Source organism: Paenibacillus sp. SSG-1, assembly GCF_002224835.1.
GTDB lineage: Bacteria > Bacillota > Bacilli > Paenibacillales > Paenibacillaceae > Paenibacillus_AQ > Paenibacillus_AQ favisporus.
In genome coordinates this window covers 5,247,446-5,268,643 of the sequence record NZ_MBRK01000001.1, presented here as the reverse complement: position 1 = coordinate 5,268,643, position 21,198 = coordinate 5,247,446, and the positions used below count along the sequence as shown (strand labels likewise).

17 protein-coding genes are annotated in these 21,198 nt (G+C 51.8%); 14 read left to right on the top strand and 3 right to left on the bottom strand.

Annotated elements, in window-relative coordinates; all coding sequences use genetic code 11:
- Window positions 1–40: 40 nt before the first annotated feature.
- The 8 genes from BCV73_RS24235 to BCV73_RS24200 all read left to right on the top strand — a co-directional run bounded on the left by BCV73_RS24235 (window position 41) and on the right by BCV73_RS24200 (window position 14,546).
- The gene (locus BCV73_RS24235; protein WP_143811892.1) at window positions 41–2,815 is read left to right on the top strand and encodes an Ig-like domain-containing protein; all 2,775 of its coding nucleotides are present in this window, start codon (window positions 41–43) and stop codon (window positions 2,813–2,815) included.
- Window positions 2,816–3,342: 527 nt separating this feature from the next.
- Window positions 3,343–4,512 carry an ROK family transcriptional regulator gene (locus tag BCV73_RS24230; RefSeq protein WP_089548849.1) on the top strand — a complete coding sequence of 390 codons (1,170 nt, stop codon included), beginning with the start codon at window positions 3,343–3,345 and terminating at the stop codon, window positions 4,510–4,512.
- 255 nt (window positions 4,513–4,767) lie between these two features.
- The gene (locus BCV73_RS24225) at window positions 4,768–5,847 is read left to right on the top strand and encodes an extracellular solute-binding protein (RefSeq protein ID WP_089548848.1); all 1,080 of its coding nucleotides are present in this window, start codon (window positions 4,768–4,770) and stop codon (window positions 5,845–5,847) included.
- 384 nt (window positions 5,848–6,231) lie between these two features.
- On the top strand, window positions 6,232–7,314 hold the full coding sequence (locus BCV73_RS24220; RefSeq protein ID WP_089548847.1) for an ABC transporter ATP-binding protein: 1,083 nt from the start codon (window positions 6,232–6,234) through the stop codon (window positions 7,312–7,314).
- 16 nt (window positions 7,315–7,330) lie between these two features.
- Window positions 7,331–9,073 carry an ABC transporter permease gene (locus BCV73_RS24215; protein ID WP_089548846.1) on the top strand — a complete coding sequence of 581 codons (1,743 nt, stop codon included), beginning with the start codon at window positions 7,331–7,333 and terminating at the stop codon, window positions 9,071–9,073.
- A 202-nt stretch (window positions 9,074–9,275) separates the two neighbouring features.
- Complete coding sequence (locus tag BCV73_RS24210) at window positions 9,276–11,825, top strand: NEW3 domain-containing protein (RefSeq protein WP_481855844.1); 2,550 nt, start codon at window positions 9,276–9,278, stop codon at window positions 11,823–11,825.
- Between the two features lie 166 nt (window positions 11,826–11,991).
- Window positions 11,992–13,503, top strand: coding sequence for an argininosuccinate lyase (argH, locus tag BCV73_RS24205; RefSeq protein WP_089548844.1), 1,512 nt, complete (start codon window positions 11,992–11,994; stop codon window positions 13,501–13,503).
- On the top strand, window positions 13,500–14,546 hold the full coding sequence (locus BCV73_RS24200) for an N-acetylglucosamine kinase (RefSeq protein ID WP_089548843.1): 1,047 nt from the start codon (window positions 13,500–13,502) through the stop codon (window positions 14,544–14,546). The genes argH and BCV73_RS24200 overlap by 4 nt, the downstream gene beginning before the upstream one ends.
- Here BCV73_RS24200 and BCV73_RS34830 read toward each other — a convergent pair.
- Together BCV73_RS34830 and BCV73_RS24195 are read right to left on the bottom strand one after the other, a co-directional pair.
- Entirely contained in the window at window positions 14,543–14,692 is a 150-nt protein-coding gene (locus tag BCV73_RS34830; protein ID WP_256993169.1) for a helix-turn-helix domain-containing protein, read from the bottom strand. The two genes, BCV73_RS24200 and BCV73_RS34830, sit on opposite strands and share 4 nt — an antisense overlap.
- A 92-nt stretch (window positions 14,693–14,784) precedes the next feature.
- Window positions 14,785–15,177, bottom strand: a complete 393-nt coding sequence (locus tag BCV73_RS24195; RefSeq protein WP_089548842.1) for a RidA family protein — start codon at window positions 15,175–15,177, stop codon at window positions 14,785–14,787.
- A gap of 105 nt (window positions 15,178–15,282) precedes the next feature.
- On the opposite strand from BCV73_RS24195, the gene BCV73_RS24190 reads away from it, so the two are divergent.
- The 5 genes from BCV73_RS24190 (at window position 15,283) to BCV73_RS24170 (ending at window position 19,349) form a co-directional block, all read left to right on the top strand.
- Window positions 15,283–15,627: a winged helix-turn-helix transcriptional regulator gene (locus tag BCV73_RS24190; RefSeq protein ID WP_089548841.1), complete on the top strand. Its 345-nt coding sequence runs from the start codon at window positions 15,283–15,285 to the stop codon at window positions 15,625–15,627.
- A gap of 85 nt (window positions 15,628–15,712) precedes the next feature.
- Window positions 15,713–16,636, top strand: coding sequence for a GNAT family N-acetyltransferase (locus tag BCV73_RS24185; protein ID WP_089548840.1), 924 nt, complete (start codon window positions 15,713–15,715; stop codon window positions 16,634–16,636).
- A gap of 123 nt (window positions 16,637–16,759) precedes the next feature.
- Entirely contained in the window at window positions 16,760–17,335 is a 576-nt protein-coding gene (locus tag BCV73_RS24180; RefSeq protein ID WP_089548839.1) for a dihydrofolate reductase family protein, read from the top strand.
- Between the two features lie 235 nt (window positions 17,336–17,570).
- Window positions 17,571–17,924: a hypothetical protein gene (locus tag BCV73_RS24175; RefSeq protein ID WP_089548838.1), complete on the top strand. Its 354-nt coding sequence runs from the start codon at window positions 17,571–17,573 to the stop codon at window positions 17,922–17,924.
- A gap of 198 nt (window positions 17,925–18,122) precedes the next feature.
- The gene (locus tag BCV73_RS24170) at window positions 18,123–19,349 is read left to right on the top strand and encodes a multidrug effflux MFS transporter (RefSeq protein ID WP_089548837.1); all 1,227 of its coding nucleotides are present in this window, start codon (window positions 18,123–18,125) and stop codon (window positions 19,347–19,349) included.
- Between the two features lie 164 nt (window positions 19,350–19,513).
- Here the strand turns inward: BCV73_RS24170 and BCV73_RS24165 are convergent, their stop codons facing one another.
- A complete protein-coding gene (locus BCV73_RS24165; protein WP_089548836.1) occupies window positions 19,514–20,476 on the bottom strand; it encodes an NAD(P)-dependent alcohol dehydrogenase in 963 nt (320 codons plus the stop codon).
- A gap of 105 nt (window positions 20,477–20,581) precedes the next feature.
- On the opposite strand from BCV73_RS24165, the gene BCV73_RS24160 reads away from it, so the two are divergent.
- Window positions 20,582–21,154 carry a Crp/Fnr family transcriptional regulator gene (locus BCV73_RS24160; RefSeq protein WP_089548835.1) on the top strand — a complete coding sequence of 191 codons (573 nt, stop codon included), beginning with the start codon at window positions 20,582–20,584 and terminating at the stop codon, window positions 21,152–21,154.
- The last annotated feature ends 44 nt before the right edge of the window (window positions 21,155–21,198 follow it).

Genomic DNA, 21,198 nt, shown 5'->3' with positions numbered 1-21,198 from the left:
TGTGTACCATGTGAAAAAAATATGGAGGTTATTTCTGTGTTTGATCATTATAGCGGGGGCGCTTCCTTTAACAACAATCAATGAAGCGTCCGCCGGTGATGAAGCAGCCGCTGTCCAGTCGTCAGGGAGCGTGAACACGCCAGCCAGCGACGAAGCGGTTAGTTTGGCCGAATCCCTCTCTCAGGGAACGAGCGAATCTGATACGGAACTGCTAACGGCAACCGTTGTGGTGGCCAAGGATAAGCTAATCATTGGAGATTCTTCAACGGTTACGATCACGTTCTCGAGAGCGGTGACCGGATTTACGAATGCTGACTTGAATGTGGATTACGGTACATTAGGTCCCCTAACCTCTTCTTCAGACAAAACCACCTACACGGCGACGCTGGTTCCGCTTCCCGACACCCAAGCCAAGGATAATGTCATAACGCTCGACTTGGCGGGTGTGAAAGATGCCGCAGGCAATCCGGGGACGGGAACTGCGAAATCAAACAACTATGAGATTGATACAAAGCGCCCAATGGCCACCGTTGTGGTTGCGGACGATAAGCTGGGGATCGATCAGACTTCATTGGTAACGGTCACATTTTCGGAAGCGGTGAAGGGTTTCATTCTTTCCGACATGACTGCGGAAAACGGCATATTAAGTGAATTCAGCACTTCAGACAATATCACCTATACGGCGAAGCTTACTCCGACTTCGCGCATTAACGCCCCTAACAATGTCATAACGCTTAATTACGCGGGTGTAAAGAATGCGGCTACAGGTAACCCGGGAATGGGAACAACGAAATCCAACAACTACGAGATTGATATATTACGCCCAACAGCCACGATTACGATTGCCAATTCCAAACTGATAGCCGGCCAGACTACAACCGTGACGTTTACGTTCTCGGAAGCGGTGACGGGTGTCGACCTATCTGAGCCGACTGTGGCTAACGGTACATTAAGTAACCTCAGTTCGAGTGACGGCGGCAAGACGTGGGCGGCGACCCTGATGCCGACTTCGGGTATACAGGATAACACCAATATCATCACGCTAGATAATACAAGAGTGAAGGATCTCGCCGGCAATGCGGGTGAAGGAACTATCAATTCCGCCAACTACGAGATTGATACTGTACGCCCAACAGCCACCATTGTGGTTGCTGACAATGAGCTAAAGACACGCGAAACTTCACTTGTGACCATCACTTTCTCGGAGGCGGTGTCGGACTTCAACTTATCCAGCCTTACGGCGAGTAACGGGACACTAAGTAATCTCACTTCGATCGACGGGGGAACGACTTGGAACGTTACGCTGACGCCTAAAGCCAACGTTAATGCGGCTGACAATTTCGTTACGCTCGACAACAGCAAGGTGCATAATGCGGCCGGCAATTCATTGGGGGAGGGAGTGACAAAATCCAATCCCTATACAGTCGATACGGTGCTTCCATCTGCGGCATTGAGCCATTTGACCATATCGAGCGGCACATTAAGCCCTGCTTTTGTACCCGAAACGACAAGCTATACTGCCAATGTTCCTTATGCTGTATCCAGCATAAAAGTACACGCGACAATGAAGGATAACAGCGCCACGATGACCGTGAACGGAAGTCCGGTAGCCAGCGGGCAACCAAGTCAGGATATTTCATTAAACGTAGGTGTAAATTCCATTACGGTGGTTGTAATAGCTGAGGATCATTCGACTAAGACCTACACGATCTCCGTTACACGTGCTAATCGCGAGACAAATGAGGGCGGGAGCAGCGACAATGGTGGCAGTAGCAGCGTCAGTAGTGGTGGAAGTGTAAGCAGCGGCTGTTCAACCACACCGGTAATCCCGAGCGATAACAAAATCATCTCTACGGATGGTCAATTAACCCTTCCTCCAGGTAAAGCCGGAGAGGCTCGATTAGGAGATGCCATCTCGATCTCTGTTCCAGCATGTGCGACAAAGCAAGAGCTGAAACTAGCGATCCAAAAAGTACCGGACACGCATCAATTTATAACTCATCATGAAGTTTTCCTTAGCCCGGTATTCGAGCTTTCAAAAAATGTACCGGCATACTTCGATAAATCGGTAACGTTATCTTTTGCATTTGACCCGGCAAGCTTGAAAAGCAATCAAACGGCGGCTGTTTTTTATTATGATGAAGCGAAGAAAATTTGGATCATGGTTCCGGCCGGCAGGGTACAGGAAAACCGCATTGCTGTCACTGTCGATCACTTCACAAAGTTTGCAGTACTTGCCATAGATCAGGTAACTGGGTTAACCGTCATCAGCAACCCAGCGGAATTTGGCGATATCTCCGGACACTGGGCGGAAGCCAGCATCAAGCAGGCGGCAGGCACCGGAATCGTCACCGGTTATCCGGACGGCTCGTTTAAACCGGGCAAAACGGTCACCCGCGCAGAGTTCGCGGTAATGCTTGTAAATACGCTAGGCCTCAAAAAGACAGGAGCTGAGCTAACCTTTATCGATTCAGCCAGTATCGGTGCTTGGGCACAAAACGCGGTCGCACAAATGGTGCAGCTAGGCATGATGAAAGGATACGAAAACGGTACTTTCCGTCCGAACGCAGAAATCACACGCGCTGAGATAGCCGTAACCATTACCAATGCTGTGGGCCAGATCAGCAAGGGCACTCCGGAAGCAGGCTTCGCGGATGACAGCGAAATTCCGGATTGGGCCAAGGGCAGCGCTGCATTTCTGAAACAAAACGGGATTATGCTTGGGAAAGACGGCAACCGGTTCGCTCCCCAAGAAGCTGCTACAAGAGCTGAGGCTGTGACGGTCCTGCTGAATATGTTCGTACTTCGAGGGTAGATGAAATTTTAACCCTATGAACGATTGATGTCATGAAGAAGGCTTCCGGCATAAAACGCTGGGGCCTTTTTTGTGACGATTTGAAAAAAGATATTCGATCAGAAGGTATCATGCTAAAAGTGTGTAAAAGTTACCCGAAGAGGAGCCGGTCGATACCCAGGTATTTACGCCTGATTTTCGCCCGGCTTTTTCTCGTTATTTAGTGGGAATTTAATTTCAACATAGGAAAAAAGGGTGCGGGAAGAAAGTCGTATCCCACAAAAACGGTTTAACTCTGATTCGATCCTAAGAAAAGGGATATTCTACAGATGGTGGAGACTGGAAAAAGCGTATCATTCCGGGGCAGGCGAGAATTTGTGCGTTTGGAAAGAGGAGTAGGGAAACATGGATTTCGATCTTTTTCGACGCTTAGGAATGATTTCTCATTTTTGGGAAACTGCATTGACTATTTGAAAACGCATTCATATACTTGAGCCTAAATTTGGATTTGTTAGTTATTTTAACAAAGTAAGGTGGTGGAAGACATCGTGATCGGTAGGGGGAAAACCGGGAACGCCAAATTCGTCAAGCAGATGAACCGGGAAGGCATATTGCATCAGCTCCGGCAGGAGCCCCGCTTGTCACGAGCCGAACTGGCAGTAAAAACGAAGCTTAGCCGTCCTTGTGTCTCGGCATTGGTGGAAGAGATGATTCATGAAGGGCTCATTCGTGAGGTGGGAACAGGAGAATCCAGAGGGGGGCGCAGGCCGATCCTGTTGGAATACAATGTGCAGGCGTATGCGGTCGTAGGCGCCGTGTTTGAAGGCAGCGAGCTTGAAATGGCGGTAGCCGATATGAAGGGCGAGCTGATCGCCCAAATGCATACGCGTTTGAAGCAGCCGGTGGATGGGGAATCCGCGCTTCAGGCGCTCGAAGAGACGCTGGAGCGTCTGCTGGATATGAGCGGGACGGACCGGGGCCGGGTGATCGGAATTGGCGTTGGGCTTCCGGGCATTACGCAGCGCCGAAGCGGCACCGTCAGCCATGCTCCAAGCACGGGCTGGATGGACCTCCCCGTAGGCAAGGAGATTGAAGAGCGCCTTCAGCTGCCGGTAGTGCTGGATAATGACGTCAACATGATGACGCAGGGCGAATTTTTCGGCGGGGCCGGGTCTGGCGTATCCAGCCTGGTGTATATGTACGTCGGAACCGGGATCGGCGCCGGTATTATCCTTGACAAGCAACTGTACCGCGGAAGCAAGGAAGCCTCCGGAGAAATCGGGTATATGCGGATCGGTGACTCGCCGGGAAGACGCAAAGGCGAATTCGGCGTGTTCGAGAAAAATTTCTCGGTGAACGGCATACACGGTAAAGCGAAGTCGCTTGGGCTTGAGGTCGACGCGGAGACGAGCATTCTCCGGCAGTTAATCCGGCTGAGCGAGGAAGGCAGCTTGCAGGCGGAGGGACTGCTGAATGACGTGTATCACGGCTGGGCTTCGGGAATCGCCAATACGGTCAGCGTGCTCGATCCCGAGATGCTTGTTTTGAGCGGCGAGATGGTCCATTTGAACGAAGCCGGAATGAACCGGATCCGTGAGCTGCTGCTGGATTGGGTGCCGGTGATGCCGGAAATCCGCTTGGCGGCGCTGCGAGAGCGCGCGGGGCTCATGGGTGCGGTGCACAGCGTGCTTGAAGCGCATTCGTACGCATCCAGGTAGTTAACATTTTGAATTATAAATTAGCACAACATCCTAATGAGTACTTAATCATGAGCAGAGTAGCGGAGGGGCCGGAATCGATCTGGAGAAGCGTTAGCGTTCGCCTTTGTTGCCGAATTTCTACCTTGTTGAAAAGGTGAATCAAGAAATTTGGGGACAACAGCGATCGGAAGAACGATCCGGAACCGCAGCGGCCGCCCTGCACCATACTAAGAACTCATTTCAATGTTGAGCCTAAAATTAGGGGGATTAACAATGGCAAAGAAATGGTTCAAGCTCGGCATGATGTCCATCGCACTGACAATGACGGTCGGTCTGACCGCTTGCGGCGGCGGAGACAAGGAACAGGCAGCCTCCGGTGAAGCGGGCGGGGATAAAGGATCACAGAAGCTCGTCATCTACACCGCCCGCGACAAAAACGTCGTCGAGCAGATTCTGCCGAAGTTCGAGGAGCTGAACCCGGATATCGACGTCGAAGTGATGACGATGGGCGCCCAGCAGATCATGGAGCGGGTGCGCGGCGAGAAGGCCAACCCGCAGGCTGACTTCTGGTGGGGCGGCACGCAGTCCTCTTTTATCACGGCGGCGAATGAAGGGCTGCTGGAATCGTATAAGCCGAGCTATGCGGACAGCATTCCGGCCGAATACAAAGACGAGCAGGACCGCTGGTACGGGGAGATGCTGCTGCCCGAGGTCATCATGTACAACTCCGAGGCGGTGAAGAAAGAGGATGCCCCGAAGGATTGGGATGATTTGCTCGATCCGAAATGGAAGGATCAAATTCTGATCCGCGGCGTCATGGCGTCTGGCACGATGAGAACGATCTATGATGCCATGATATACCGCCAAGATCCCGCGAATCCAGAAAAAGGCTACGAGTGGCTGAAAAAGCTCGATGCCAACACGAAAGAATATACGCAGGACCCGACCCAATTGTACTTGAAGCTGGCCCGTCAGGAAGGAAAGCTGTCGCTATGGAACCTGCAGGACATTCTGATCCAGAAGGAGCTGCAGAAGCAGCCGTTTGACTACATCTATCCGACCAGCGGTGCACCGATTCTGGTGGATGGCGTCGGCATTATCAAGGGTGCCAAAAACCTGGACGCGGCGAAGAAGTTCTTTGATTTTATTTTTGATGAAGGCCAGCTTAAGGAAAAGGCGGACAAGCTGTTCCAGATTCCAACCCGGACCGATATCGACAAAAGCCAGTTCCCGGACTGGTACAAAAACCTTGATACCAAGCCGCTGGACCTGGATTGGACAGTTCTGGCGGATAAAGAGAAGGAATGGATGCAGTATTGGGATGAGAATATCAAAGGCAAGGGCGGCAAATAACGGATGCAGCTTTCAGGGTGAGCAAGGGGGCTGGGATGGGAGACCACCCGCCCCCGGGCCTGCGCGCAGGATGATGAATATCTCCATTTCAAGCATACGGCTTGAAGAGCAGAGGTTCTACAACCATATAAGTTAAATCAAAAAATACGATGAAGGCAAGGGAGTAAAATGATTCCGAAGAAGCGGAGCGGTCGCATTTGGCTTTCGGATTTCTACCTTAAGGGTCATATACAATCAAGAAATCCGAAAACAAGAGCGATCATAGGAACATTTTACGTACTTGCCCCCATCATCCATTTCAATAGATCAACTTATGTAGCTACTTATTACATGAAGACGGTCATGCTTGCATCTGAACGTGAATGACTTGAAGGAGGACGAATGATGATCGGAGTCACGCTGGACCGCGTCAGCAAAACATTCGGTGGGGCCAAAGGTGTGGAGGAAGTTGACGTACATATCAATCCAGGCGAGTTTTTTACCTTTCTGGGTCCGAGCGGCTGCGGCAAAACGACCACTTTGCGCATGATCGCCGGTTTCTATTACCCCAGCGACGGACGAATCTTGTTCGGTGAGCATAATGTCACCCACATGCCGCCCAATAAGCGCAACACGGGCATGGTATTTCAAAACTACGCTTTATTTCCGCACATGACCGTGTTCGAGAATATTGCTTTCGGTCTTCAAGTCCGGAAACAGGGAAAGGCTGAAATTAACGAGAAGGTCACGCGCGCTCAAAAGCTAGTGCATCTCGACGGCTACGGGCAGCGCCGCATCGATCAATTGTCCGGCGGGCAGCAGCAGCGGGTTGCGCTTGCTCGTGCACTGGTGATCGAGCCGAATATCCTTCTGCTCGATGAGCCCTTGTCCAATCTCGATGCCAAGCTGCGGGAAGAGACACGGCAGGAAATCAAACGGCTTCAGCTGGAGCTGGGCATTACTACGATTTACGTTACGCATGATCAATCGGAGGCGATGTCCATGTCGGACCGGATCATGGTCATGAAGGATGGCGTCGTGCAGCAGATCGGCACGCCGCATGAAATTTACAACCGCCCGGTCAACCGTTTCGTTGCCTCGTTTATCGGCGAGTCCAATTTGTGGGAAGGCACGGTGGAGCGGCTGGAAGGCGGGATGGTAGATGTACGGCTCGCACCGGATTTGCGGCTGACCGGCCTCGCCAAAAACGCCTCGCCCGAATGCAAGCTGGCGGTGGGACAGAAGGTTACATTGTCGGTACGCCCGGAGGCGGTCCGGGAGGCCGCCGCGTCCGAACGCGGTGAGGCCAATACGATGGCTGTGAAGGTGCTGCTGTCGGAATTCACCGGGATCAGCGTGAATTATATTGCTCAGACCGGCCCGCTGTCCGTGAAGGCGATGTTTGTCGGGCAGGGGCACCGGATGAGGGAGCGGGACGAGGAAGTGTTGTTTAACGTGGCGCCGGACAGCATTTATTTTTTGGAATAGGGGGTGACCCGAAGCGATGAACAAACCTCAGCCTCAATTGGCACCGCCGCCTATTCGCTCAAGCAGCCGCTGGAATTCGCTGACGAGATCGCCGCATTTTGTATATGTGCTGATTGCGCCGTTATTTCTTATCCTTTTGGCATATGTCATCTATCCGTTCTTCCAGACGTTCCGGCAGAGTTTGCAGTTGGACGGCGGCTTTTCACTCCAAAACTACTCCCGTTTCTTCAGTCTGGAACATACGGCAAATCTGGAGGCCCTGTGGACGAGTGTATACATTTCGGTACTCAGCGTGATCACCTGCGGCATCGTGGGGGTGGCTATGGCATTTCTGCTCGAAAGGTACGAGTTTCCCGGGCGCAAGCTCTTGTCGGTGCTTGTTCTCGTGCCGATGACGCTGCCGCCATTGATCGGGGTGTTATCTTTTGAATTTTTGTACGGTTCCAGCGGGATTATTCCGCGGGGGCTGCAGCATCTGCTTCATCTGGACAAGCCGCCTTTTACCCTAAAAGGGATTTGGGGCGTACTGGTGGTCCATACGTTTACGATGTACACCTATTTCTATATGACGGCGTCTTCGGCGATCAAGGGGCTTGATCCGTCGCTTGAGGAAGCCGCAGCGAATCTGGGGGCGAACCGGTTCACCATCTGGCGGCGGGTGATTCTGCCCATGCTGACGCCGGCCATCGTTGCGGCATCGCTGCTCGTCTTTATGATCTCGATGGCGTCGTACACCGCGCCGCTCATCTTCGGCATTGAACGGACGATGACGATGCAGATTTATCTGTCCCGCACCAACGGCGACTTGGATATGGCGGCGACGCAGTCGACACTGCTGTCTGTCGTGTCCATTCTGTTTCTCATTCTGATGCGTTGGTACCAAGGCGCGCGGAACTACCAGAACATGAGCAAAGGCGTCAGCGTTCATCGGACCGAGGTGAAAAGCAAAGCGGGCAGAAACACCGCGATGGTGCTTTCTTTTCTGGGGGTGCTTGTGCTGATGCTGCCGATCCTTGTGATCGTGCTGCTTGCTTTTTCCGAAGACGGGAAATGGACGACCCAAGTGCTGCCGCCGTCTTATACGCTGGACCATTTCAAGGATCTCTTCACTGACAGCAAAACATGGCGTCCCATCGCCAACAGCTTCAAAATCAGCATCGCGGCGACGATCGGCAACTTGCTGTTCGGCGTCGCAGCCGCCTATGCCATCGTGCGCATGAACTTTAAAGGGAAAACGCTGCTCGATATTCTGATCATGCTGCCTTGGGCGCTTCCGGGCACGGTCGTGGCCGTGAACCTCATTACCGCGTTCAGCGAGCCCAATGCGTTTTCCTTTGGACAGGTGCTGATCGGGAGCTTCTGGATTTTGCCGCTGGCTTATTTCGTCCGGCATCTGCCGCTGATCTTCCGTTCGACCTCGTCCACGCTGATGCAAACTGACCGTTCGGTAGAGGAAGCGGCGCGAAATTTGGGAGCGTCCTGGTGGTACACCTTCCGCCGCGTCGTGTTTCCGATGGCGCTGAGCGGCATTCTGGCGGGCACGCTGCTGGCACTTGTGGAAGGCATCGGCGAGTTCGTCGCCTCGATTCTGCTGTATACCAACAAGACGACGCCGATCTCGGTCGAGATTTTTCAGCGGATGTACGCCTTTGAGTTCGGAACCGCCTGCGCGTACGGCGTGCTGCAAATCGTCATGATTATTCTCGTGCTTTACGTTTCCCGGAGGCTGACCGGCGGCAATGCCGGCTCCGCGATTTGACGATCCATTTCCCTGAACCTGAAGCGGTAAAAGAACACCTTTTTTCATTACGCGGCGACCTGCCCGATAAAAGGCGAGCCTCCACGATAATGATACAGGCCGGCAGCGGCATTTGCCGATGCAAGCCAACACTCACGCTTGAATGAGGAGAAGTAACTTGAGTCAACGTGAACGGAGTAAGAAACGCAGGGCGAAACAATGGATGGCGGCATCGATGAGCCTGGTGATGGCAGGAACGCTGGCTTTCCAAGCCGGTCCAGGAAAGGCATCTGCTGACAGGGGGGTGGTCGATTTATGGAAAGCTATCAAACCCCTCACCACCATTGCCAGCGCGATGAATACGGGAGCTCACCCGGATGATGAGCACAGTGCGACACTTGCGTATCTTTCGCTCGGACTCGGCGTGGATACATACAGTGTCATCGCCAACCGCGGAGAAGGCGGGCAGAATGAAATCGGAAGCGAGCTGGGCAACGCCCTCGGAATCATCCGCACACGGGAGCTTCAGGAAGCATCGAAGATTACGAATGTGACGCTGGCGAACCTGAGCCAGAAGCTGGACGATCCGATCTATGATTTCGGATTCTCCAAAAGCCCTGACGAAACGTTGGAAAAATGGGGCGAGGACGTCGCTTATGAACGGCTGATCCGCCAAATCCGGGAGAAACGTCCGGATGTGCTGATTCCGGCGTTCTTGAACGAGCCTTCGACGCACGGGCATCATCGGGCGATCAACGTACTGACCGTACGTGCCTTCAAGGATGCGGGCAATCCGCAGATTTTCCCGGAGCAGTTGAAGGAAGGGTTGCAGCCTTGGCAGCCGAAAAAGCTCTATGTACCAGGAACGGAGAAGGCATACGATGTCTCTTTGCCGGTCAACGAATATAATGAGCTGTACGGCGCTTCCTATGCCCAGCTCGGAGAAGAATCCCGTTATATGCATAAGAGCCAGGGCATGGGCCGGCAAGTGGACGAAGGCCAAGGAACGGCCTATTACACACTGCAGGCGTCGGCGGACGGAAAGAAGGCGGACGAGAAGCCGGCAGCGTCGTTGTTCGGCGGGATCGCCTTTACGTTTGACGATCTGGCCAAAGAAATAGACGCCAAAGGAAAAGACAACAAAGTCGCCAAGCAGCTGAACACGCTGCAAAAGGATGCCAACGAAGTGATTGCGGCTTATCCTGCATTTGCAAAAGTCGCCCGCGAAGTTCATGAGATGAAAGCGGACGTACAAACCGCTGTGGAGCTTGTCAAGTCCTCATCTTTAGATTCATCGGCGAAAAATGATCTGCTGCATCGCTTGGACGTGAAGGAAAGACAGCTCAATAAAGCCAGCCAGGAGGCGACTTCCGTCGTCGTCAAGGTGAAGCCGGAGACGGGAGAGCTTATTCCGGGGCAAACGACGAAGGTGACGGTAACGGTCTTTAACGGCGGAGACGTGAATGTCGGCAAGGTCAGCCTGAAGCTGAATGTTCCTGAAGGCTGGAATGCGAAAGCGTCAGGAGCGGCGACCTTCGCCAAGCTGGACAAAAACAAGACGGTCCAAACGGAATTTGAGGTCACCGTGCCGAAACAGGTGGAGGACTTCAATCCTTATGCGCTTCCGCTGATTTCCGCGGATATCGGGTATGAGGCGTTCAGAACGGCGGCAACACTGCATGCGGTTCCGGATAATGCGGTAGCCGTGCTGCCGCCGGTTGCGCTGTCCCTAAGTCCGGAAGCGGCGGTTCTGAATACGCTGAAACCGGGAGACGCCGTATCGGTCAAAGTGACCGCGACGAATTATGCGCCAGGCGCAGAGAAGACCCAAGTTTCGTTAAAAACGCCGGAGGGCTGGACAGTGGAGCCTGCGGTGCAGGAATTGAGCTTCGCGGCAAAATACGAAACCAAGACGGCTGAATTTACCGTCAAGGCGCCGGAGGGCGTGAAGGCGGGAAGCTACAGCTTATCGGCTGTATCGAGCGATAGAACGCAGGACAGCAGCAGAACGGTACAGGTCATCCAGTATCCGCATATCGGCAAAACCTATTACGTTAAGCCGGCCAACCTGGCCATTCAAGCGTTCGATCTGAAGGTGCCGGAGGGATTGAAGGTCGGCTATGTGTCCAGCGGGTTTGATAACATTGATCAGGTGCTGCGCCAGGTGGGCATCAATGTGACGAATCTGGATGCCAAAACGATTCAGTTCGGCGATCTGTCGCAGTACGATACGATTGTGCTCGGCATTCGGGCCTATGCGTTCCGGCCGGAACTGATTCCTAGCAATCAGCGTCTGCTCGATTACGCCAAAAATGGCGGCAACCTGGTGGTCCAGTATCACAAACCGGAAGACAAATGGTCGCCGGACCTCGCTCCGTATCCAATCAAGATTGGCGCGCCGCTGATCGAATGGCGCGTCACGGACGAAAACTCCAAGGTGACGATGCTTGCGCCGGATCATCCGATCTTTAACACGCCGAATAAGATTACATCGGCCGACTGGGAGAACTGGATCCAGGACCGCTCCGCCTACAACCCGTCCGAATGGGGCAAGGAGTACACGGAGCTGATCTCGAACGGCGACCCGGGTGAGAAAGAGTTTACGGGCACGTTCCTCACAGCCCCTTATGGGAAAGGGAATTACACGTACAGCTCCATTGTCTGGTACCGCGAAATGCCAAGCCTTGTTCCAGGCTCGATTCGCATGTTCGTGAACATGATCAGCCTGAAGCAGGAAGGGACGGTTTCCACCGGAACCACTCCCCAGAAGTAATGGATGATCGGGCCGGAATGTAGGATGAATCGTTGAAGGATTAGCTTGAAAGGGAATGGCGCGGAGCGATAGGCTTCGCGCCGGACCCTGGATTTTCAAACGGATAAAGACTTTGGCTTACGTACATAAACACAAAAACACAAACTATGGAGGGGACTGGGGCAACATGAGGAATCGGGAACAGATTTTGGAACGGGAAGGCGGACATTTTCCGGGGCGTACCTATACGGAAGCCGTGCTCGAGCCTGCTTTCGATGAAGCGAAGAACAGCTTGCTCGGGGCGATGATGGCGATCAACAAAGCGCATTTGATCATGCTGAAGGAGCAGGGACTCGTAAGCGGGGAAGAAGCCCTTCAAATCGCGTCGGCCATTCGCGGCCTTGACCTGGAGGGGCTGCGCCAAGCGGAATATACGGGACAGTACGAGGACCTGTTTTTTCAGGTTGAGCATGAGCTGCATACAGCGGCCGGAGACATTGCCGACAATTTGCATCTGGCCCGCAGCCGTAACGATATGGGGATCGCGATTTACCGGATCGTGCTGCGGGAGAAGCTGCTCGTAACGCTTCGCGGAGCCCTTGCACTCAAGAGTCAGCTGCTTTCGTTTGCAGAGGAGCATAAAGGCACGATCATGATCGGGTATACGCATACGCAGCAGGCGCAGCCGACGACGTTGGCCCACTATATTTTGGCGATGGCCGACTCGCTGGATCGCGACATCCGCCGGCTGCAGGCGGCTTATGCCAACTGCAACCGAAGCAGCATGGGAGCGGCAGCACTGACCACTTCCGGCTTCGCCATCAGCAGGGAGCGGGTGAAGGAGCTGCTGGGCTTCGACGAGCTGATCTATAACTCCTACGACGCGATTGGCGGTGCCGATTACGTCGGCGAGATGATGACGGCCGTGCAGCTGGCCGCGATTAACCTGGGCAGGTCGTCGCAGGACTTCCTGCTGTGGTGCACACAGGAATTCGGCATGCTGCGCGTGGCCGATCCTTACGTGCAGATCAGCTCGATCATGCCGCAGAAAAGAAATCCGGTATCGTTCGAGCATATGCGTGCGCTGCTCTCCAGCTGCGTCGGCAATACCCAAACCGTGCTGACCATGATGCACAACACGCCATTCGGCGATATCGTCGATACCGAGGATGACATGCAGCCTTATGCCTGGAAGGCGCTGAAGGTGCTGGAACGGATGTATCGTCTACTCTCCTGCGTCATCGGGACCGTGGACGTTAATAAGGATGTGCTGCGGAAGCGGACCGAGGGCAGCTTTGCCACGGTGACCGAGCTTGCGGATACGCTGGTGCGCTCCGACCGTTTGTCGTTCCGCGGCTCCCATCATATCGTAAGCCGTCTCGTGAAGCGTGCCGTCGCCGATGGACTTGCCGCTAACCAGATTACGCTGGATCTGGTCAATGAGATCGCACTGGAAGTCATCGGCCGCAAGCTCTCGCTGACGGAGGAGCAGCTGCGAATGGCGCTGGATCCGGTTCATTTTGTGAATATCCGTACGCTCCCCGGCGGACCGGCTCCTTCGGAAATTCAGAGCGTGATCACGAAGCGGAAAGGAGCCCAGCAGACTCAGGAGCAATGGCTGGACGCAGCCCGCAAACAGGCGGAAGGAGCCTTGAAGAACCTGGATGACATCCTCGCCGGCTGGAGCGGCAGCCGATGAACATGGCAGCAATTCCTCTGCTGGCCGTAGACGGCGGGGGGACGAAGTGTCTGGCCGTGTTTGCGGATGCCGAGGGCCGGGTGCTGGCGAGCGGGCGTGCGGGATCATGCAACTACCAGGGAGTAGGGCGCGAAGCCGCGGCGCGTGAGCTTATGCGTGCGATCAAGGAAGCCAAGAGGCAGCTGGCGGATCTGGATGTTCAAGGGAATACGCAGTCTGCGTTTGACGGGGATGCTGCTCCTATCCTTTCTCAGGCCGAAGATCCTTCACCTGCCGTAACAGTAGAATCACCGCTGCATGTTGCCTGCGCGGTGTTCGGCCTCGCCGGCCTGGATACTGACTATGACCGTCAAGTGATTGAGGAGCTTGTCCATGAAGCGCTTCGAAACACGCAGGTGCAGGCCGACCGCATCATCGTGGAGAATGACGGCGTGGCGGCTCTGCTCGGTGCCACGGGCGGCGCCCCCGGCATCCTGATCATCGCCGGCACCGGCTCGATCGTGTACGGGATCAATGCGAGCGGGGAAAGCGCCCGTGCAGGCGGCTGGGGCCACCGTGTCGGCGATGAAGGCAGCGGCTATTGGATCGGTAAGCAGGCCATCATCGCCGCACTGCGTGGATATGACGGAAGGAGCGGCGCCACGGCGTTAACGGGTAAGCTGCTGCATCATCTGAAGCTGCGCACGGAAGAGGAACTGTTCAACTGGGCCTACTCCGCAGCATACAGCGTAGAGAAAACAGCCGGGCTCAGCAAGCTCGTGAGTGAAGCGGAGCAGGAGGGAGACGCGTCTGCACGCATGATTCTCGAGGCTGCTGCCGACGAGTTGTTTCTAGGGGCCCGAGCCGTGATCGAAAGAATCGGATTGGCTGCAGCGGAAGAGCCATTTGCCCTGATTTTGCAGGGAGGCGTGCTGCAGAACATTCCGCTTGTGCGAAGCCGATTGGCGGAACGAATCCGTTCCATCTCGCCTCTGGCCAGCGTTGACGAGGCAAAGATGGAGCCGATTTATGGGGTGATTGCGCAGGGGATGCGGCTGCTCTAGGCAGCCGGGGAACGATCTGTCCCATACCCTTTAATAAAAACCAATGGCTTAGCTTGAAGCGCCTTTGCTAATGCAGTCACTGTTAGCATAGAAGGCGCTTTTTTCCCGTTCTCTAGTTCATCGACGCTCCGCTTACTGCAATCAATACTTTGTCGATCGTCAATAAAAGACTGAGGCCCGGAATAGGGCGTTCAGTCTTTTTTCGTAAATGCTGCGCCTTGCAGTCCGGCCAACTACGTTAGCCGAGTTCGTCCGTGTGTGCGACGGCTCTGATTTCGATCAGCTGCTCGGGAGACGCCAGATATGTTACGCCGATGCAGCTGCCGGCCGGCCTGTGTTGTCCGATGTATTCCTTGAACAGCTGAATGCAAAGGTCGAAGTGCTCTTGCGCATTTGTCAGATAGATCTCAACATAAGCCAGGTTCGACTTTGTGACACCAAATCCCGCCAGTACTCGATCCAGATTTTCCAGCGTCTGCCGGGTCTGTGCCTCGATATCTCCCTCGCCAACAAACGCTCCCTCTGTATCGTGGGAAAATTGTCCCGAAATGTAAATCGTGCCGTTGACGCTATAGCCCTGGGTGATGCCGTGATCCCAAAGATCGTGATTGTAGGTTTTCACTGTAGTCATTTTTTTCTCTCCTTTACTTCAAAGTAAGGCAAGTATAAGATGAGAAAAAATAAAAATATAGTACGCACTTTATTGATAGGTACTATCAGAAAGGGTAGTGCAATTATGAGCATGGCTGAGTATAAAGGCAAAGTGAAAAATATTCAGGATACCCCATTTGGGTACACATTATCCGTTATTGGCGGCAAATGGAAAATGGTGATTATCTACCTCCTGGCCGAAAATCAGACGGTTCGCTTTAATGATCTGAAGAGACAGATCGGGGCGATTACTTTTAAAACATTGAGTTCACAGCTTAAAGAATTGGAAGCGGATGGGATGGTGAAACGGAAAGAGTATCCTCAAGTTCCTCCAAAAGTCGAGTACAGTCTTACGGATAAAGCGGAAACGCTGTTACCCGTTTTGGAAGGGTTATGCGAGTGGGGAGTAAAAAATCAACCGAAGACATGAGCGGCTTTCAATTAACGGGAAACGTTAGTTCAACGCCGGCAGCATTGTTATAAATCGTAAATATGCATTGGAGGAAAAATACGGGATGAAGCTTTCGGATGATGATTTGGTAATTCGATTACATAAACGGTCAGATACAGCAAACATTGTAACCATGATCAATCGTGACCCATTTCATATGTTGAACGGGCTAACGGCCGAAGCGTTTGAGCAGGATTTAGATGAACCCGGGGAACGAATTCGGGATAACACGTTCGTTGTTGAGCTTGGACAGACAACCGTCGGTTATTTTTCATTATGTTTCGTTGAACGGACTACACACATTTCCGTGTATTGTTACGGGACGGTGGACGTGGATTGGCGCAGGCGAGGCATTGGTACGGCAATGTTTAAGTTCATTTTCGCTCGACTGGAAGCAATCGCAAGGCAAGAGGCAAAACAAATCCACTTTATTCATCGTGCACTCACGAGTATTTCTGGAGAAACCGCTCTTGGTGCTAATTTTGGCATGCAGGTGCAAAACAGCCTGAATATTTTGTGCTTAAACGACCTAAACCACATCAAAGTTTCGAGCCCTCCATCAGAATTTGAATTCCGTCCCCCTACGCTAGAAGATGCTCCAATTTGGGCAGAGATTTATAACAATGCATTCGGTGGTAACAAAACGGTTGAGAGCGTCATCCACGAATTTCAGGGAGAAGGTTTTTCCAAAAACCTGTATATGCTATGTGAAAATAAAACGGGGACAGCGGTTGGCCTCCTCTGCGCTACACTTCGAGGAATTCACGCCAGAATACCGACCCTTGCAGTAAAGCGTGAATGGTACAGACGGGGTATTGGGGAAGCGATGCTATCCGAAATACTGCAAAGGCTTCAGGTTTCAGGTGCAGTCGATGTTCGGTTAAGCGTAGACAGTAGCAACGATGCGGCTAAAGGGCTTTATACAAAATTTGGTTTTCAGGAGGAATATCAAAGAATTCATTATGAAGCGATCTTCTCACAAAATTAAAAATGGACGAATGCTGGTCAAGAGGATGGTTTAAATTAGCAATCCATAATAAACGGACTGAATGGAAATGTTGTAAAGTGTAGTCAATGGAAGTACACCACATCAACAATAGGAGAACTGAAAATGAGAAAACTTGTTTTGTTTTTGCATTCATCGCTTGACGGATTTGTAGAAGGGCCAAACGGCGAAATGGACATTGGCTGGGTTTCCTACGATGCTGATTTGGAAAAACTCGCGAAAGAAATTCTGAGTACTGCCGACACTGTCATTTGGGGACGTGGGACTTATCAGATGATGCACGGTTACTGGCCATCTGTGCCATCGAACCCATCAGCTTCGCAGCATGAACTGGATCATGCCGAGTGGATCGAAAAGACCAATAAAGTCGTTTTTTCCACAACGCTGGAGAAAGTCGAGTGGAACAATTCCAGACTGGTGAAAAATAATGTAAAAGAAGAGATCATGAACCTTAAACAGCAGCCAGGCAGAGATATGGTCATCCTCGGCAGTCCTAGGTTTGCGCATTACCTTATGGAGCTTGATTTAATTGATGAGTATAAGATCACAGTTTCTCCAGTCCTGATCGGCAGCGGGTTACCGTTATTCCAAGGCATCAAAGAGAAGATCAATCTTAAACTTATCGACAACAAAACTTTTGATTCTGGGGCCATTGGTCTCTTTTACCAGGCGGTTAGATGACCTTGCTTTCGTAAATTAGAATGCGTAGATGAAGAAAAATAGCTCAATCAGACAGAACGGCAGCCGGCGAAATTGCTCGGCTGCCGTCGTTCCGTAAACGGGCAGTTAAACGTGAATAAAACAGGCACCATGAGTGCATGTTTGCCTATTCTGAACGAACTAAACATGTAGAGTTATGTGTCATTGATTATTATGAAAAACCGAGGTGATGATTGTGGAAGAGTTACTTTCACGAATGAAACATATTCACGGAAGGATGATTGACGGAAGGCATCATTTCTGGGACGTAGAGAAACTATGGGAGTTATCTAAGGACTTACCCGTTCATACCATCAAGATTGATTCAATAAAGGAACTGGATCAGGATTGTTGGTTTAAAGATAGCAGGAGGACCCCAATTCCAACGATACGCAATGTTGCGCTTCATTGTCAGCGGATTGTCAACGCCAACATGGAGTACCCCATATTATTGTGTTCAGACGGACAATTAATTGATGGGGGACATCGAATTGCAAAAGCATTAATGGATGACAAAAGTGAAATTGATGCCGTGTATATTACATTGCCGACGGCGGATGTGATTCAATGAAGAAATTCTATAAGCGAAAATCCTTGACCTACAGTTAACTCTAGGCCTTATACTTCAACTAAACATGAAAAAAATCGCAGAAGATCTAACGAAGACTAGGAAAGGAGACTGGAGAAAAGATGTGAGCTGCATCATCGGCATGTCTGAAAATGATCTTAGAAAATAGAAACCATACTAGAATTGGAGATTCAATTCATAATGAGCAAAAATAATGCAGGGAATGTTTTCGGCCTGGCTTTGCTGCTGGGTTTATTTTCGACGTTAGGCCCGTTTACGATTGATATGTATTTACCGGCATTTCCTGAAATCGCACAGAATTTCAATACGAGCGCGTCACTTGTCCAGTTTAGCCTGACGGCTTGTTTGCTTGGATTAGGCATAGGTCAGCTCGTTATGGGCTCGCTAAGCGATGTGTATGGCCGGCGGAATCCGCTGCTGATTTCCATGGCCGTGTATATCATCTCCTCGTTGGCTTGCGCATTCGCGCCCAATATTGGCTTGCTGATCCTGTTCCGATTCGCCCAAGGGTTTTCCGCTTCCGCGGGAATCGTTATCTCGCGAGCCATAGCCCGCGATCTGTACAGCGGCCACGAACTTACTAAATTTTTCTCTTTGCTGCTGCTCGTAGGTAATTTGGGTCCACTTGCTGCACCGATTGCAGGCAGCGGCATTCTTTCGTTCACAACGTGGATCGGCGTGTTTATCGCGCTGTCTTTGCTGGGGATTTACTTGTGGGCGATGACCAAGTGGCGCTTGAAAGAGACGCTCCCAACGGAAAGACGCGAGAAACCCAACTTCGCGAACCAGCTGCGCAGCTACGGAATGCTCTTGCGTGACCGCCAGTTCGTCGGCTACATGCTGGCACAGGGAATTATGATCGCGGGCGTCTTTGCTTATGTTTCAGGAACACCTTTTATTTATCAAAATATTTATGGCGTCACACCGGCCGTTTTCGCCTTGCTATTCGGATCAAATGGCATCAGCTTGATTATAGGCTCGCAATTGGTCGGGCGGATGGCGCATCGCATATCTGAACAGGCTTTTCTGCTGTTTGGCCTATGGGTAGCCTTATCTGCAAGTATCGTTGTTCTAGTGGTCGCTGTATTCCATGGTCCGCTGTTCGCCTTGGTCATTCCGCTGTTTTTCTTTGTTTGCTCCATAGGCATTACATCCACTGCAGCGTTTCCGCTTGCCATGGAGAGACAGGCCAATATGGCGGGAAGTGCTGCCGCACTCCTGGGGGTCATCCCTTTTCTGCTAGGTGCGGTGGTTGCTCCTATGGTTGGGATTGCCGGTGAAAATACCGCCGTTCCGCTCGGCCTGATTATTTTAGCGACGAGCACGGCAGCCATGCTCGCTTATTTCGGACTGGTAAGAAAAGCTCCGCGTGCATCACAACAGGCACACTCCGAGCCTAATTTTTAGATCGGACAGAGCTTGTGCGGTTAAAAGGATGGGAATCAATAGTTCAATCCTAACAGGACGGCAGCCGGCGAAAACGCTCGGCTGCCGTTGTTGTGTTAACGGGCAGGATAATTTAAAATCAACCGCGGAGAACCTTATCGTAAGTAACGGCAAGTTGTATGGCTTTAGAATTGAATGATCACGTTACCTTTTTTACGTTCGGTCTCTACATATTTGTGGGCATCCGGCAGACGTTCCAAAGGATAGCGACGATCGATTACGGCGTTCAGTGTTCCATTGTTGGCGAGTTCCATAAGAAATGTCAAATTCGCTTTGTTCTGCATAAGGCCCGCTGTTGCAAAAACAGCCCTTTTGCCTCTAAGCAGAGATGTCCTAATCATTTGCAAGAGGATCGACAACCCGGGTGCGGTTGTCAGATATACTCCCTTGGCCGTAAGCACGCGCTTGCAAGCCGAGAAGGAGCGTTTGCCTACGGCATCAAAAACGACATCATAGGCTTTGACTGCCTTCGTAAAGTCTTCCCGGGTATAATCGATAACGAAGTCAGCCCCTGCTCTTCTAACCAGATCTTCGTTGGCGGCAGAGCAGACACCGGTTACTTCAGCGCCATAGTATTTAGCCAACTGCACAGCGTAGATACCGACGGCCCCTGAGGCGCCATTAATCAGCACTTTCTGTCCCTTCCGCAGCTTTGCCTTATCTCTTAGGAACGTCAATGCGGTGGCACCCCCATCACAGACGCCAACGGCTTCTTCATAGGTGATGTTGTCCGGTATAACTACAAGGGGGCTTTTTTCGGAAAGACACTTATATTCAGCATAAGCTCCGAAGTTTTTGGCGCTCATTCCCAAAACACGGTCCCCCGCTTTAAAATGCTTTACCTCTGTGCCGACCGCTTCAACCTCTCCGGCCAATTCGGTTCCTCCAATTGCAAATTTCGGTCTGGACAGTCCGTATAGCAATTTAATCATAAACGGATCGCCCTTGCGAAAAGCGCAGTCAGAAGGCCCCACTTTGGCGGCATGGACCCGTATGAGAATTTCCTTGTTTCCAGGCGACGGTGTCGCGATTTCTTGTAGAACAAAGACTTCCGGTGGACCATACGAGTTCTGAATCATAGCTCTCATGTGTTTTCCCCTCCTAAAGGCAATATCATGGTCACGGGCATTTACAAGTGGCTCCCCAATATTAGAAAATATATAGGGGAAAGAACGGAAGACAGGAGATGAATAATGAAAGACATTCTATACAAATACATGTCGAGATGGACTTCTCTTAACGAGGAAGATCAGCAAGCCATAGTGAACGAAATTCGTATAGAGGAATTTACAAAAGGTACCGTTCTTTTCAAACAAGGAGACGTCCCTACAGCATGCTATTTCATCTTGAAAGGCTGCGTAAGGCAGTATTCGATCGATGAAGATGGAAGAGAGGTCACGTCTAATTTTTACACTGAAGAGCAAGCCATCGCGATTTTCAATCATCATAAACCAGATAAGTCTTCCGATTACACTTTCGTGTGCGCAGAAGATTCGGTCATGGTCGTTGGCGATCTGGATCAGGAAAAGGACATGTACAACAAACACCCTCAATTGGAATCCATGACCCGCAGGATGATGGAGGAGAACTTTAGTCAGGTCCAAGAGGAATTCGCTGCTTTTATCGCTTCTTCGCCTGAAGAACGCGTCAAGACACTTCTCATGAAGCGCCGCTCTCTTATCGACAGGGTACCTCAACATCAACTGGCCAGCTATCTGGGCATCACCCCCGAGTCGCTAAGCCGAATTAAGAAGAGAATCCAGTAAGCTCTTAACTGGTTCGAACACCCTAATTGTAACTAGGGAGATGT